This is a genomic window from Pseudoruminococcus massiliensis (genome assembly GCF_900291955.1).
GTDB lineage: Bacteria > Bacillota > Clostridia > Oscillospirales > Acutalibacteraceae > Pseudoruminococcus > Pseudoruminococcus massiliensis.
In genome coordinates, this window is sequence record NZ_OLMR01000001.1 from 392,010 (window position 1) to 404,656 (window position 12,647).

Below are 12,647 nucleotides of genomic sequence, written 5' to 3' on the forward strand. Positions count from 1 at the left end.
ACTGCCCCGATTATTTTGAATTTCTGCGTTTTACAAGCTCCTCTAATTCTTGCTTTGTGAATTTATACTTCTTATTGCAAAATTGGCAAGATGCTTCCATAAAACCTCTCTCGTCAGGAAGTGAGAGAATTTCTTCATCTTTAAGTGTGCTTAAAGAATTTTCAACTCTTTCACGACTGCAATTACATACATAATTTATATTATTCTCATCAAGAACCTCAAGATTAAAGCCCTCAAGAGCCTTTTTGCAAATATCAAGTATACTCATACCCTTTGCAAGCATAGTTGTCATAGGCTCTAAAGTACGGATATTGGCCTCAAGCTTATCAATAGTTGCATCATCGGCCATAGGAAGTAATTGAATGAGGAAACCGCCCGAAAGCATCATTTCATGGCTTTCTTTATCAAGCAAAACACCAAGAGAGCATACAGTCGGCAACTGCTCGCTTCTTGCATAATAGTTCGTAATATCCTCGGCAATCTCGCCCGAAACAAGCTCAATCTGTCCAAGATAAGGCTCACCCTGTCCGAAATCCTTCATAACATTGAGAATACCATTTTTACCGACAGCTTCAGCAACATTTATCTTACCATTTTCATAATAAGCAGTAGGACAACCTGGGTTTACACAATATCCTCGGCAATTTCCCTTACTGTCGCCAACAGCTATAACCGCTCCCAAAGGTCCGTCACCGTTCACACGAAGAGTAATTATGCCCTCTTTACTCTTTAGTTGAGTTCCCATAAGAGAAGCTGCTGTCAGCAATCTTCCGAGAGCTGCTGTTGCCGCTGGGGAAGTTTTATGAAGCTTTTGTGCAGTAAAAACTATATCTGAGGTTTCTGCTGCTGTAACAGCAATAGCACCATCATCAGTAATACATCTTATAATTTTATCCATTAAATATCATTCCTTTATTTTTATTTTAAAACAATATAAATTACTGTTCGGTTCTACATTTTATAATAGTATTTGTTTCCTCCGCATAAATAGTTAGTCCCTATTTTGCTTATCAAGTCTTTCATCACCCATTAGCTTTACCTCAAAATTATGACCTTATTATTGCATAATAACTTGCATCACAAATGCCTTGATTATTTCTGTCGGAATTCTTTTTAGTACCCTCATAAATCATTCCGCACTTTTTCATAACCTTACCTGAATTTGGATTCCTTGGGTCATGTCTTGATTCAACACGCTTTACGCCAACCTCATCAAAGAAAAAGTCTATCAATGCTTTGAGAGCCTCGGAGGTAATTCCTCTGTGCCAATATTCTCTGCCTATGCAATAACCCATATGCACCATTTCGGTTTCGTCATCTTTGGCAACAACTCCAATAGAACCAATAGGCTCATCATCACCCTTCAAGGTTATTGCCCAGTTATAATTATCATCGTTTTTATACGATTCAACCCAATCAGCAAGAACCATTTTTGTAATATCAACACTGCTATGGGCAGGCCAAGTCAAATATTTTGTGACTTCATCATCAGATGCCCAATTTCTATACATAGCGTCAGCATCATCTAAAGTAAATCTGCGTAAAATCAATCTTTCGGTTTCTATATTTTTAGTTCCTATGTGCTTCATTGTTATCACCTTTTTTGAAAACATATTTATTTCAGTTTTTATCTAATTCTTTTATTTTTTCTATATCGTGGCTGCACAGTACATCTAAATTCTTAAAAATTTTTTCCGGAGACCAATCCCACCATTTTAATTTCAAAAGGAACTCTATCATTTTATCGTCAAATCTTTTTCGTATAACACGGCAGGGATTTCCTGCTGCAACTGAATATGGCGGAATATCTTTAGCAACCGTTGTGTTAGCTCCTATTATACAGCCATCACCAATATGAATTCCCGGCATAACTGTTACATTCTGTCCAAACCAAACATCATTTCCTATAACGGTATCACCTTTTATCGGTAAGTCACATAAAGATGGCGTGCTTATTTCCCAACCGTTTCCCATAATATTAAACGGATATGTTGTAACACTATTCATTCTATGATTAGCGCCATTCATAATAAATTCTATGCCTTTTCCTATAGCACAAAATTTGCCAATTATCAGTTTATCGCCTATAAATTCATAATGATGCGTTACATGTCTTTCAAAATTCTCAGGATTATTTACATCATCATAATAGGTGTAATCTCCAATAATAATATTTGGATTCTTCACAACGTTTTTTATATAACATAAGCTTTTAATATTTGGATTAGGATAGATACTATTCGGATTTGGTCCATAATTCATAAAGATACATCTCCATATTTTTATCAATTATTAACTGCAACAAATATTTTTCTTTCGCTTTCGGGTTTTGGCTCATCAAAGCTCATATCGTCATATATCGCAAGAATTTTTAAGCCTGCTTCACTAAGCCATTGGGTTAAATCCTCATCGCTGTATGCTCTCTCTGAAAATTCTTCTGTTTCACGGAAATATAAGCCGTTCTCATCAGGAATAAAGAAATCGAGAGTTATATTTACTATATCGGTTTCCTTATCAAGCTCATTCTGCCATGAACAGAAAACTTCGTCTGTATCAAAGACAAAGCAATTATCGCACAAGACTTCCCTATGCTTATAGATTGTATTTACATCAAAAATAAACAATCCGCCCTCAGAAAGATATTTGGCAACTCGCTTAAAGGTTTCTTTCACATCTTTAGGATTTGTTAAATGATTTATACTATCAAGAGTACATATACAAGTATCAATTTCGCTTGCAAGATTTAATCTTTGCATTTTTTGGCATATAAATAAAATTTGCTCATCTTCAGAACATTTCTGCTGTGCCTCCGAAAGCATATCAATAGACGCATCAACGCCAAAAATATCAAAGCCTCTGCGATAAAGTTCAAGGGTAAGAGAACCTGTTCCACAAGCCAAATCGAGTGTTGTTCCAGCTTCTCTGCCAAAGGATTTTATAAGCTTTTCGATATATTCGGCTCTGTCTTTATATTCAACATTTCCTGTTAAGCCGTCATAAAACTCTGCAAATGCGTTATAGCTCATTCCTTATCTTCCTTTTTTTGATTTTCAGCAAGGCGTTTAAATGCCTGTGTATAGCCATCACTGCCATATGACAAGGCACGATTTACTCTGCTTATTGTTGCTGTACTTGCTCCTGTATCCTTAACAATATCTGCATAAATTTCGTGGTTTGAAAGCATATAGGCTACTTTAAGTCTTTGAGCCATTGCGTGAATTTCCTGGACTGTGCATAAATCGTCAAGGAAGCTATAACATTCTTCTACGGAATTAAGATTTAATATAACTTTGCAAAGAAATTCTGTATCTTCATTTACAATTTTCGGGTTCATAGCATTTTCCTCCGATAATACCATTTTAATGTAATAAAATTTTAGCATATAAAAGCACGAAAGTAAAGGTGTGAAATATCTTATTAATATCTCAAGTTCAATAAAATAAGGTAATTAAAATTTTTATCAAACATAAATCAATAATAACTTTTAAAGATTTAGTTATTAAGTTAATACACAGAATGTGTCTTTTCACTTGACATAATCAAACGAATGTTCTATAATTAAATATAGAAAGTCTTGATGAAATTGCTATATAAAGCTTTCTCCGTCAGCTTTATATTAAAGTCCGAACATTGCTGAGAGCTTTCTTATGCGTAATATTAACAATTTTCCTTAGATTTATTTTAAGGTGGTTTGTAATATAACGCTATTTTTTAACAAGTTGAATACACATTTAGTGTATGGATATTAAAAAGGAGGAATTATGACAGAAATTATCGTTTCGGCTAATAAAAGTATTAGTCTAAAAAAAAGTGAAAACTCCTATTATGGAGAATCGTTAGCTGATATTTTTAAGCTACTTATTCCCTATCATATAAATGGAATTTTGGCTGAAAATGCTGACATTAGCTTTTGTTTTGCAACTCCTGCTGGAAATATAGAAAAAATTTCGCTGAATGATTATGGCTTTGTGGCAACAAGGTTGAGAAGTTACCTTACTTTTTATTTTCGTCCAAATAAAATTTTCTATAACAGTATCGGCAAGGTGAAATGTTGGATTGAGTTTAAAAAAGGTGAGATTCTTATCAAATCTGACTTCTGCGAAATTGAAATTCACAAGCATTTTTATAACAAATTGCAGGAGGAAGTCATAAAATGAATATAGAAATCATATTAAGTTTATTATCTGCACTTTGTTCGCTTATAGGCTCTCTTGGCGGTATTTTAGTTACTTCAAAGCTTAATCTCTACCGTCTTGAGCAGCTCGAAAAAAAGGTTGACAAGCATAACCACCTTGTTGAAAGAATGTACGAAATCGAGAAAACCGTCACAACAGCAACCAGTCTTTATGATGAAGAAATCAAGGTTATCAATCACCGTATCAGCGACTTAGAACAGGACTCAAGATAAGGGAGGGAATATGTTGGATATAACTGATTTTATAAAACCTGAGCTTCTTATACTTGTACCCGTACTCTATATAGTAGGCTTAGGACTTAAAAAAACTTCGCTTTCAGATAAATTTATTCCATTGATTCTCGGTGCAAGCGGAGTAATTCTTTCAGCAATCTGGATGTTTACCACCTGTGAAGTATTCGACCAACGCTGTATTCTTACAATAATTTTCGCATCTATAACACAAGGTATCCTCTGTGCTGGAGCGAGTGTTTATGCAAACCAAATTTACAAACAACTTTTTAATAAAAAGGGAGAGAAATAATTTTGCAAGAGAAATTAATTGATGTATCAACCTGGAATGGTAATATCGACTGGGATAAGGTCTATAAATCAGGCGTAAGATACGCTATGATTCGTTCGGGCTTTGGCGTAGAAAACCCTAATCAAATTGACAATAAGTTTGTACGCAATATCACAAATGCTGTTAGAGCAGGTGTAAAATGCGGTATCTATCATTATAGTTATGCAAAATCTGCTGCTGAGGCTAAAAAAGAAGCTGATTTTTGCTTAAAAACAATAAAAAACTATGAGATAGATTTGCCAGTTGCTTTTGATATTGAAGATTCTTCGCAAACAAATTTAGGCAAAGACGCTCTTACAAACATTGTTATTGCTTTCTGCGACAAGATTAAATCTGCCGGTTATACACCGATGTTGTATTGCAATCCAAGCTGGCTTAATAGCTATCTTCATAAAAATAAGCTAATCGGTAAATATGACTTGTGGTTAGCTCATTGGGGTGTATCTTCACCTGCTTTTAAATGCACTATCTGGCAATACTCAGACAGTGGCATAGTTTCAGGCATTTCTGGAAATGTAGACCTTAATTATATTTATAAGGATTATGGTTCAAGCCCAAAACCAAGCAAACCAACTTCTACAAAACCAACTGAAAAGCCTGATAAAACTACTTCAACTATTAAAGTAGGCGATAAGGTTACTGTTAAAAATCCGATAATCTATGGCACAAATAAAACCTTTGTTGTCTATGAAAAACAATATGATGTTATAGAGATAGTTGGTGACCGAGCTGTTATTGGTATCGGAAATCAGATAATTTCAGCTATTGCTGTAAGCAATATTAGCAAGGTTGGAAACACAACTTCAACTACAAAATCAGATAAAGTTTATTATACAGTTAAGAGCGGTGATACACTTAGCTATATCGCATACAGATATAGTACAACAGTAGATAAGCTTGTATCGCTTAACAATATCAAGAACAGAGATTTAATCTATGTTGGACAACGAATCAGAGTAAAATAATTCAATAATATAAAATGCACTGTTTGATTTTCAGGCAGTGCATTTTTTATACAAACAATTCATCAAAACTTACATTAAGGAGTTCTTTAAAAAGTTTCAGTTCATCAGGATATATATGTCTTTGACCTACTTCTATTTTTGCTAATGCACTTCGTGTAATATCACAACCATTTATTTGCATTTGCGCAGAAAGACACTCCTGTGTGAGATTTGCTTTTTCTCTTAGAAACCGAATATTTTTACCAAGCTTTTTCTCATACTCAATATTCATACCAAAATTCTCCTATTTTATACAAATTTTTTTGAAATAGCTTGATTTAATTTTATAGTTGTGCTATTATTATTTTGCACCTATATAGGTGCAAAACGGTATGTAAATCTTCTACCTTAATAGTCAATATATAGCAATTAAAAAAATACATTTCTGTTTTAGATACAAATATATTGCTTTGTTAAAATCAAAAAGGAGGTATGCATATCAATATTCAAAAATATTTAATTATTAAGGGGGTTGAGGATAATTTTTATTATTCAAAAGAAATCAAAATTTCTACTCTGATTAAGCTTTAAAAATACGGTTATATAAGGAGATAAAAATTATGGGACTTTTAGGAACACTTGCACCGCTTTTATTTGCAGCAATATATTTACTGGCATTTACAATAACGCCTGTTGTACTTGCAAGACAACTGTATATAGGCAAAACAACCACAAAATTGATAAAAATATTTGGAACTATTCCAATTGGTTTTGTTCTTTTGCGTGGATTACTTCAATTTATAAAATTTTTCTTAGAATGGAGAGTCCGTTTTTTAAGTACATATCAAATATTTGAATATGACCAAATCTTTCAGTTAAAAAAAACAATCAATGTTTTCAATTCTATTGATACAGTTATTTCTATTATGCTTATAGCTGTAGGCTTTCTTCCTATTATCTCATGGATAATATTATTTGTTGATATGATTAAAGATAAATGCTTTAGCTCTAAAAATGAAGCAATACCTCCTTTTGTTCAAATCTCGATATACGCAATAGAATTTATAAGCTTATTTCTTCCAATTACAAATCATTATGGCCTCTTTGACTCTAGGAATAATAGCTTTTTTGATTTATTCAAATATAGCTATGCTAAATTTCTAAACGGTATAATCCAAAACGGTATAATCCAAGACGGTATAATCGACACCACATTTATTACGATGATTTTAATAATAATTATAGGAATAATTCTAAATATCATATTCAGAGATTTAAGAAAAACTATACTCTATGATTTATTGGCACAGTTTATTTATCTAATCATTATATTAGCAACTTCACAAGATCTAATGGATGAGATGAGCTTATGTTTCTTGGCTATGTATATTTTGTCCATACTTTCCAATATATATGTGGTTGTTATAAACAGTTGGTCAATCGAAAAAACACACCAAAATACAATGAAATCTACAAATTACGGACAATTATAAATATAAGAGAGATATCATTAAACTTATATTTATAATTTTAGGATTTGCTTTTGCAGTCTCATCATCTGTACGCCAACAATCTCGCCAACGATGGCAAGGGTGTTCTTAGTTGGGATTTAGAACTTGATTCTAAAGGTTATGAAGAGTATAACAGTGCAGTAATTGATTATGTTACCTCAAAAAAGGAATATTATAATGTATCAGAAATAAAATAACATACTAAAGCTAAAGGGTGAATAAACTGCTATGCGGTTATTCACCCCTTTTTATATAAGAAAATCCTACACCATTATATGATGCAGGATTATTTTTATATAACTTATTATTTCTTGTCCTTTTTAACCTCGCATTTATCAAAGCTTGGATTGAAAGCATAGAAATTTTTACTATCAAGCTTATCTGTCGCTATTCTCAAGCCCTCACCGAAACGCTGATAATGCACTATCTCTCTTTCTCTCAAGAAGCGTATAGGGTCTATAACATCTGGGTCATCACAGAAACGAAGTATATTATCATATGTCGTTCGTGCCTTTTGCTCCGCCGCCATATCTTCGTGTAAATCTGTTATCGTATCACCCTTGACTTGCATAGATGCCGCTGTATACGGAAAACCTCCTGCAGCTTGTGGATAAACACCTGTTGTGTGGTCTACAAAATAATCAGCAAAGCCAGCTTTTTCGATTTCTTCAGGTGTAAGATTTCTTGTAAGCTGATATACTATCGTTCCAACCATTTCGAGATGAGCCAATTCTTCTGTGCCTATATCTGTCAATATTGCTTTAAGCTCTGGAAACGGCATAGAAAATCTTTGACTCAAATACCTTAGAGATGCACCTAATTCACCATCTGGACCGCCGTATTGCGTACATATTATTTTTGCGAGCTTTGGATTAGGATTTTTTATTCTTATAGGATATTCAAGCTTTTTCTCGTAAACCCACATAGCTAATTACCCTCCTCGTTGTTATCCCATGGCCACGGATTTGAAATCCACGCCCAACGGTTGGCATTATCTCTTTTTGCCTGAATAGGTCCGAATTTTTCTTCATATTCCTTTCTAAGGGCATTGCTCTTGGCATTATAATCGGCAAGCTTATCTGCAACCGCCTTATCATTTGGGTGTGTATCAAGATAAATATGAAGCTCAATAACAGCAAAATCATATGATGAGATTCGTTTCATAAGTCTTTCTCTCTCTGTCATTTTTCAGCACCTCCACACTCCTCACAGTTCGGGCAGAAGGGCTTGTCTAAGCAAGGAAACATAGTTCCACTTGAAATTCCTTGCTCTACACCATAAAGTCTTTGAGCATTCTGATATGGAACATATGCCATAGCTATCACCGGATTATCAGGAAGAGGAGAAATATTATATTCCATAGCCTTTTGCCTTATAATATCTTCCATACAAATAAACTCCTTTCATAAATTATCAATACATAATATGCAAAATTCTGCTGATTGCTACCAAAAAAATTTGACAGTGATTGAAATATATGATATTATAAAAATTACGGCAGTTCGTAACCATCCTGCCATGACAAAGCCAATAGGTACTTTGTCTAATCAAAACTAAGGAGGAAAAGGCATAAGGCATTGTTATGCCCTTTTTAATACACCTCTTTTAGGGTGTATTTTTTATGCCGAAAAAAGTATGGAAAGGTACAATATTATTTCCGAAAAGAACAAACGGGAAATAGTTCTTCTTCGAGGCTCAGGCTGCGTTTATAAGAAATGCACCTTCTGTGACTACTACACAGACAGCTGTAAAAATCCGCAGGAAAACTATCTTCTCAACCAATCTGTCTTAGAACAGGTCACTGGTCAGTATGGCAACCTTGAGGTCATCAATTCAGGCTCGGTCTTTGAGCTTGACGAAAAAACTCTTGACCTAATAAAAAGTATTTGCCACGAAAAAAAGATTTCAACTATTCATTTTGAGTCGCACTATCTCTATCGAAAGAAAATTCCTGATTTGAGAAAATATTTTTCAGAGTTCGACCTTAAAATGAAGCTTGGTCTTGAAACATTTGACTATGATTTTAGAGAATCCGTTCTGCATAAGGGTATTAACGAAAAAAATCCATCTATTATTGCAGAACACTTTGATGAAGCAAATTTTCTCTTTGGAATCACTGGTCAAACCGTTGAAAGTATGAAGCAAGATATTGAGCTGGGTTTGGAAAATTTTGAAAGAATCTGTCTTAATATTATGTGTGACAATACAACGGGGGTTTCACCAGATAAAGCTGTTATAGACAGCTTTATTAAACAGCTCTACCCTATTTATAAGAATAATGAGCGTGTTGACATCTTAATTAATAATACTGACTTTGGAGTGGGTGACTGATATGAATGAGATTTTACTTATTAGTTCTGTAATTTTTATCTATGGTACGGCACTTGTTGGCTATAAATTCTTTGGAAAAACTGGTCTTTACTGTCTTTCAGCAGTAGCTACTATTCTTGCAAATGTTGAAGTTATATTGCTTATAAACGCATTCGGAATGGAACAAACCTTAGGAAATGTACTCTTTGCTGTAACTTTCCTTATAACCGACATTCTTTCAGAATGTGAAGGCAAAAAGGCAGCAAATAAAGCCGTCTTTGTGGGAATTTTTTCATCAATATTCTTTTTGATTTTATCACAAAGCTGGTTGCTATATACTCCAAGTGTAAACGATACTATGATGGATTCTGTAAAATCAGTTTTCGGAAACACTCCAAGAATGATTATTTCATCACTTCTTGTTTATGCAATAAGCCAATTCTTTGATGTATGGCTTTACCATAAATGGTGGGGCTTTACTGAAAAGAAATTCGGCAATAAGAGAAAATTCCTATGGTTGAGAAACAATGGTTCAACACTTATAAGTCAAATTCTTAACACTGCACTCTTTACATTCCTTGCCTTTGTAGGAACATATGACTTACCAACTATGATTTCTATATTCTTCTCAAGCTATATAATTTATGTATTTACAAGCCTTTTAGACACACCATTCGTCTATTTGGCAAGACGAATCAAGGATTCTGAGGTAAAAAAATCTAATAATGTAGCTGAGTAAAATTAAAAATTTTAAACATAAAGATACATAAAAACAGCGGTATATTACGAGCTTTCTGTAATATACCGCTGTTAATTTTTTAGTTTATTAGTCTACTTTAATAACCACCAATGATTGTGGGAGCATTGTAATTTCTTCATTTTCAACACAAGCCTTGCCTATCGCAAATACTTGTTCACCATCAAACTTGCATGGTGCTTTCTGCTCTTTATCTGTTGGGTTTACTGCAATAACGAATTTACCACGCTTAAAGATAAACGGATACTTTCCGCTCTCTGCATAAACAACCTCAAAGTCACCATCAGACTGCAAGTCCTCATTTTCGTGGCGGAGCTTGATTACCTTACGAATAGTATTAAGGATAGAATCTTCGTCCTTCTCCTGTGCAGAAACTGTTGGTGCATCTGCTGAAGTATCAACAGGAAGATAAAGCTTATCAGCCGAAGCAGTAGAGAAACCATGATTTGCGGAATCGTCCCACTGCATAGGTGTTCTTGTTCCTGTACGGCTAAATCCGCCTTCCTTGCTTTGCAAGCCCTCCATAAACTTCATACCAATTTCATCACCATAATAAAGGAATGGCACACCTGGCATTAAGAATACAAATGAATATGCAAGCTTTGCCTCAAGAGGACTAAACATCTTAGTCATTCTTGGGGTATCGTGGTTGCAGGTAATAAAGCTAATATAACCTTTGCCCTTTATAGCCTTTAATTCGTCGAGATAATCATCAAGGAATTTTGTAATATCGCCCTTGCCATTCTTTGAGAAAACAGCCTTGCATTCCCCTGTTTCCTTATCCTTTTCTCTGAAAAGATAACGATAACCATTGTTATCATGGTCGAGGTAGAAATCACTGTGGAAGCCTGCACCGATTGATGTATGAGGTCTGCTCCATTCAGAAATAATTGCTGCCTCAGGATATTCCTCATCAAGCATCTTTCTGATATTACGCCAAACCTTGCAGGTTTCTGGCTTTTCGCCGTCCTCATTCTTAACGAGTGAGTCTGCCATATCTACTCGGAAACCATCTGCACCCTTATCAAGCCAAAAACGCATAACATCTTTCATAGCTTCAACTGTTGCCTGACAATCTGGGTGGCTTGGCGGGAGCTGCCAATTTGGGTGTGTAATCTCTGCAAAACCATAGTTCAAAGCTGGCTGTGAACTAAAGAAATTTACAAGATAGTTGCCATCACGATTTGTGATACCACAGACAAATTTATATTGTGGCGGTGCTTCCCATACACTATCTGTCCATATATAACGGTTTGAGAACTCATTTTTTTCAGGCTTCTGACTTTCGATGAACCATTCGCATTGGTCGGAAGTATGTCCTGGAACGAGGTCAAGAAGAATCTTAATTCCCTTTTCGTGAGCTTTATTAAAAAGCTCAATGAGGTCATCATTTGTGCCATATCTTTCTGCGACAAGCTTATAATTACGAACATCATATCCTGCATCCATAAACGGTGAATCAAATATAGGATTTAGCCAGATAGCATTACAGCCAAGGGATTTTACATAATCCAGCTTGGAAATAATACCAGCAATATCACCTATACCGTCACCATTGGTGTCGCAAAATGTCTGGGGATAAATTTCATAAAAAACAGCATCTTTTAACCACTGTGGCATTTCTAATACCTCCAATAAGCTTATTTTTATATATTTTAACATATTATTCTCGATATTACAAGGAATAATAGTATATTTTGCTTAAACATAATAATTATTATTTAAGCTCGTTAAACCTATTGTATCTTATATTAATATATTCATCTTTTTTTCTGCCAGTAGAAATCATATATTCGCCTGTCCTCTGTCTACTAATAGTAATATTCTTTTTGCCTGCTTCAAGTAAAGCTTTAAGTTCATCAGAATTAATTATAACTAATTCTCCCTTTGAAAAAATATCTACTATGCAGACAAGCATTATAAAAAATTTTATTCCACTATTTAAATATTCATTTAGTTCATCAAGCTCTTTTTCTATATTAAAAATCCAATTATCGTATAAACCATTGTTACTTATACTACTGCTTTTAATATATAGCTCACATTCTTTATTATTTACTGAAATCTTATATATATTCCTTCTTTTTCCACTTGATACAAGTGTTGGATATATTCCGTTACTCATTAAAGCTGATATAGCAGCTCCATAAGCAAAGTCACTTTTTTTTAATTCCGACATAACCACTACCTCACAATGAAATTATTTTATATATTATATCATACTATAATTTACTTTGCAATTATAGTTATATTATGATTTTATAAATTCTTGACCTGAAAAAGGAAAAGTGATATACTAATTTTAAATAGAATATTTTCAGACGGAACTGAGGGAAATCAGTGAGAATCTGATGCAACCGCCATTACC

The 12,647-nt window shown here is 34.0% G+C and carries 19 protein-coding genes; 8 read left to right on the forward strand and 11 right to left on the reverse strand.

The features are described from left to right. Positions 1-10 precede the first annotated feature (10 nt). From hslO to C9914_RS01900, 5 genes are all read right to left on the reverse strand, one after another. Positions 11-898 carry an Hsp33 family molecular chaperone HslO gene (gene hslO, locus C9914_RS01880; protein WP_106762964.1) on the reverse strand — a complete coding sequence of 296 codons (888 nt, stop codon included), beginning with the start codon at positions 896-898 and terminating at the stop codon, positions 11-13. A 148-nt stretch (positions 899-1,046) separates the two neighbouring features. Beyond that, positions 1,047-1,589: a GNAT family N-acetyltransferase gene (locus C9914_RS01885; protein ID WP_106762966.1), complete on the reverse strand. Its 543-nt coding sequence runs from the start codon at positions 1,587-1,589 to the stop codon at positions 1,047-1,049. Between the two features lie 31 nt (positions 1,590-1,620). Continuing rightward, positions 1,621-2,262 carry a Vat family streptogramin A O-acetyltransferase gene (locus tag C9914_RS01890; RefSeq protein ID WP_106762967.1) on the reverse strand — a complete coding sequence of 214 codons (642 nt, stop codon included), beginning with the start codon at positions 2,260-2,262 and terminating at the stop codon, positions 1,621-1,623. A 23-nt stretch (positions 2,263-2,285) separates the two neighbouring features. Further along, a complete protein-coding gene (locus tag C9914_RS01895) occupies positions 2,286-3,026 on the reverse strand; it encodes a class I SAM-dependent DNA methyltransferase (RefSeq protein WP_106762969.1) in 741 nt (246 codons plus the stop codon). Next, positions 3,023-3,334, reverse strand: a complete 312-nt coding sequence (locus C9914_RS01900) for a YerC/YecD family TrpR-related protein (protein WP_022263841.1) — start codon at positions 3,332-3,334, stop codon at positions 3,023-3,025. Before C9914_RS01900 ends, C9914_RS01895 begins: the two co-directional genes overlap by 4 nt. A 427-nt stretch (positions 3,335-3,761) precedes the next feature. Here C9914_RS01900 and C9914_RS01905 point away from each other — a divergent pair, with 427 nt between their 5' ends. The 4 genes from C9914_RS01905 to C9914_RS11880 are packed head-to-tail and all read left to right on the forward strand — an operon-like array spanning position 3,762 to position 5,722. Then, positions 3,762-4,157: a hypothetical protein gene (locus C9914_RS01905; protein WP_106762970.1), complete on the forward strand. Its 396-nt coding sequence runs from the start codon at positions 3,762-3,764 to the stop codon at positions 4,155-4,157. Continuing rightward, the gene (locus C9914_RS01910; protein WP_022263839.1) at positions 4,154-4,408 is read left to right on the forward strand and encodes a hypothetical protein; all 255 of its coding nucleotides are present in this window, start codon (positions 4,154-4,156) and stop codon (positions 4,406-4,408) included. Before C9914_RS01905 ends, C9914_RS01910 begins: the two co-directional genes overlap by 4 nt. Positions 4,409-4,418: 10 nt before the next feature. Further along, the gene (locus C9914_RS01915) at positions 4,419-4,718 is read left to right on the forward strand and encodes a phage holin family protein (protein ID WP_106762972.1); all 300 of its coding nucleotides are present in this window, start codon (positions 4,419-4,421) and stop codon (positions 4,716-4,718) included. Positions 4,719-4,720: 2 nt separating this feature from the next. Then, positions 4,721-5,722, forward strand: a complete 1,002-nt coding sequence (locus tag C9914_RS11880; RefSeq protein ID WP_106762974.1) for a GH25 family lysozyme — start codon at positions 4,721-4,723, stop codon at positions 5,720-5,722. A gap of 46 nt (positions 5,723-5,768) precedes the next feature. Here the strand turns inward: C9914_RS11880 and C9914_RS01925 are convergent, their stop codons facing one another. Beyond that, positions 5,769-5,993, reverse strand: coding sequence for a helix-turn-helix domain-containing protein (locus tag C9914_RS01925; RefSeq protein ID WP_106762976.1), 225 nt, complete (start codon positions 5,991-5,993; stop codon positions 5,769-5,771). A 328-nt stretch (positions 5,994-6,321) separates the two neighbouring features. Between C9914_RS01925 and C9914_RS01930 the strand changes: the two genes are divergently transcribed. Together C9914_RS01930 and C9914_RS11450 are read left to right on the forward strand one after the other, a co-directional pair. Then, positions 6,322-7,194, forward strand: coding sequence for a hypothetical protein (locus tag C9914_RS01930; RefSeq protein WP_106762977.1), 873 nt, complete (start codon positions 6,322-6,324; stop codon positions 7,192-7,194). A gap of 50 nt (positions 7,195-7,244) precedes the next feature. Then, positions 7,245-7,409, forward strand: a complete 165-nt coding sequence (locus C9914_RS11450; protein ID WP_158707309.1) for a hypothetical protein — start codon at positions 7,245-7,247, stop codon at positions 7,407-7,409. 107 nt (positions 7,410-7,516) lie between these two features. Here the strand turns inward: C9914_RS11450 and C9914_RS01935 are convergent, their stop codons facing one another. Genes C9914_RS01935 through C9914_RS01945 form a run of 3 tightly spaced genes read right to left on the reverse strand, consistent with a single transcriptional unit; the run spans position 7,517 to position 8,600 of the window. Beyond that, entirely contained in the window at positions 7,517-8,137 is a 621-nt protein-coding gene (locus C9914_RS01935; protein WP_022264039.1) for a manganese catalase family protein, read from the reverse strand. A 2-nt stretch (positions 8,138-8,139) separates the two neighbouring features. After that, positions 8,140-8,397 carry a spore coat protein CotJB gene (locus C9914_RS01940; protein WP_022264038.1) on the reverse strand — a complete coding sequence of 86 codons (258 nt, stop codon included), beginning with the start codon at positions 8,395-8,397 and terminating at the stop codon, positions 8,140-8,142. Further along, entirely contained in the window at positions 8,394-8,600 is a 207-nt protein-coding gene (locus C9914_RS01945; RefSeq protein ID WP_022264037.1) for a spore coat associated protein CotJA, read from the reverse strand. Before C9914_RS01945 ends, C9914_RS01940 begins: the two co-directional genes overlap by 4 nt. 247 nt (positions 8,601-8,847) lie before the next feature. Here C9914_RS01945 and C9914_RS01950 point away from each other — a divergent pair, with 247 nt between their 5' ends. Both C9914_RS01950 and C9914_RS01955 read left to right on the forward strand, forming a co-directional pair. After that, the gene (locus C9914_RS01950) at positions 8,848-9,543 is read left to right on the forward strand and encodes a hypothetical protein (protein ID WP_022264036.1); all 696 of its coding nucleotides are present in this window, start codon (positions 8,848-8,850) and stop codon (positions 9,541-9,543) included. A gap of 1 nt (position 9,544) precedes the next feature. Continuing rightward, positions 9,545-10,261: a queuosine precursor transporter gene (locus C9914_RS01955; RefSeq protein ID WP_106762979.1), complete on the forward strand. Its 717-nt coding sequence runs from the start codon at positions 9,545-9,547 to the stop codon at positions 10,259-10,261. Between the two features lie 87 nt (positions 10,262-10,348). Here the strand turns inward: C9914_RS01955 and C9914_RS01960 are convergent, their stop codons facing one another. Together C9914_RS01960 and C9914_RS01965 are read right to left on the reverse strand one after the other, a co-directional pair. After that, positions 10,349-11,899: an alpha-amylase family glycosyl hydrolase gene (locus C9914_RS01960; RefSeq protein WP_106762981.1), complete on the reverse strand. Its 1,551-nt coding sequence runs from the start codon at positions 11,897-11,899 to the stop codon at positions 10,349-10,351. Between the two features lie 97 nt (positions 11,900-11,996). Continuing rightward, entirely contained in the window at positions 11,997-12,458 is a 462-nt protein-coding gene (locus tag C9914_RS01965) for a hypothetical protein (RefSeq protein WP_106762983.1), read from the reverse strand. Positions 12,459-12,647: the final 189 nt, after the last annotated feature.

What these genes read in the sequence shown, in the direction of transcription:
- hslO (WP_106762964.1), bottom strand. Translation starts at nt 898, where the DNA reads ATGGATAAAATTATAAGATGTATTACTGATGATGGTGCTATTGCTGTT.
- C9914_RS01885 (WP_106762966.1), bottom strand. Translation starts at nt 1,589, where the DNA reads ATGAAGCACATAGGAACTAAAAATATAGAAACCGAAAGATTGATTTTA.
- C9914_RS01890 (WP_106762967.1), bottom strand. Translation starts at nt 2,262, where the DNA reads ATGAATTATGGACCAAATCCGAATAGTATCTATCCTAATCCAAATATT.
- C9914_RS01895 (WP_106762969.1), bottom strand. Translation starts at nt 3,026, where the DNA reads ATGAGCTATAACGCATTTGCAGAGTTTTATGACGGCTTAACAGGAAAT.
- C9914_RS01900 (WP_022263841.1), bottom strand. Translation starts at nt 3,334, where the DNA reads ATGAACCCGAAAATTGTAAATGAAGATACAGAATTTCTTTGCAAAGTT.
- C9914_RS01905 (WP_106762970.1), top strand. Translation starts at nt 3,762, where the DNA reads ATGACAGAAATTATCGTTTCGGCTAATAAAAGTATTAGTCTAAAAAAA.
- C9914_RS01910 (WP_022263839.1), top strand. Translation starts at nt 4,154, where the DNA reads ATGAATATAGAAATCATATTAAGTTTATTATCTGCACTTTGTTCGCTT.
- C9914_RS01915 (WP_106762972.1), top strand. Translation starts at nt 4,419, where the DNA reads ATGTTGGATATAACTGATTTTATAAAACCTGAGCTTCTTATACTTGTA.
- C9914_RS01925 (WP_106762976.1), bottom strand. Translation starts at nt 5,993, where the DNA reads ATGAATATTGAGTATGAGAAAAAGCTTGGTAAAAATATTCGGTTTCTA.
- C9914_RS01930 (WP_106762977.1), top strand. Translation starts at nt 6,322, where the DNA reads ATGGGACTTTTAGGAACACTTGCACCGCTTTTATTTGCAGCAATATAT.
- C9914_RS01935 (WP_022264039.1), bottom strand. Translation starts at nt 8,137, where the DNA reads ATGTGGGTTTACGAGAAAAAGCTTGAATATCCTATAAGAATAAAAAAT.
- C9914_RS01940 (WP_022264038.1), bottom strand. Translation starts at nt 8,397, where the DNA reads ATGACAGAGAGAGAAAGACTTATGAAACGAATCTCATCATATGATTTT.
- C9914_RS01945 (WP_022264037.1), bottom strand. Translation starts at nt 8,600, where the DNA reads ATGGAAGATATTATAAGGCAAAAGGCTATGGAATATAATATTTCTCCT.
- C9914_RS01950 (WP_022264036.1), top strand. Translation starts at nt 8,848, where the DNA reads ATGGAAAGGTACAATATTATTTCCGAAAAGAACAAACGGGAAATAGTT.
- C9914_RS01955 (WP_106762979.1), top strand. Translation starts at nt 9,545, where the DNA reads ATGAATGAGATTTTACTTATTAGTTCTGTAATTTTTATCTATGGTACG.
- C9914_RS01960 (WP_106762981.1), bottom strand. Translation starts at nt 11,899, where the DNA reads ATGCCACAGTGGTTAAAAGATGCTGTTTTTTATGAAATTTATCCCCAG.
- C9914_RS01965 (WP_106762983.1), bottom strand. Translation starts at nt 12,458, where the DNA reads ATGTCGGAATTAAAAAAAAGTGACTTTGCTTATGGAGCTGCTATATCA.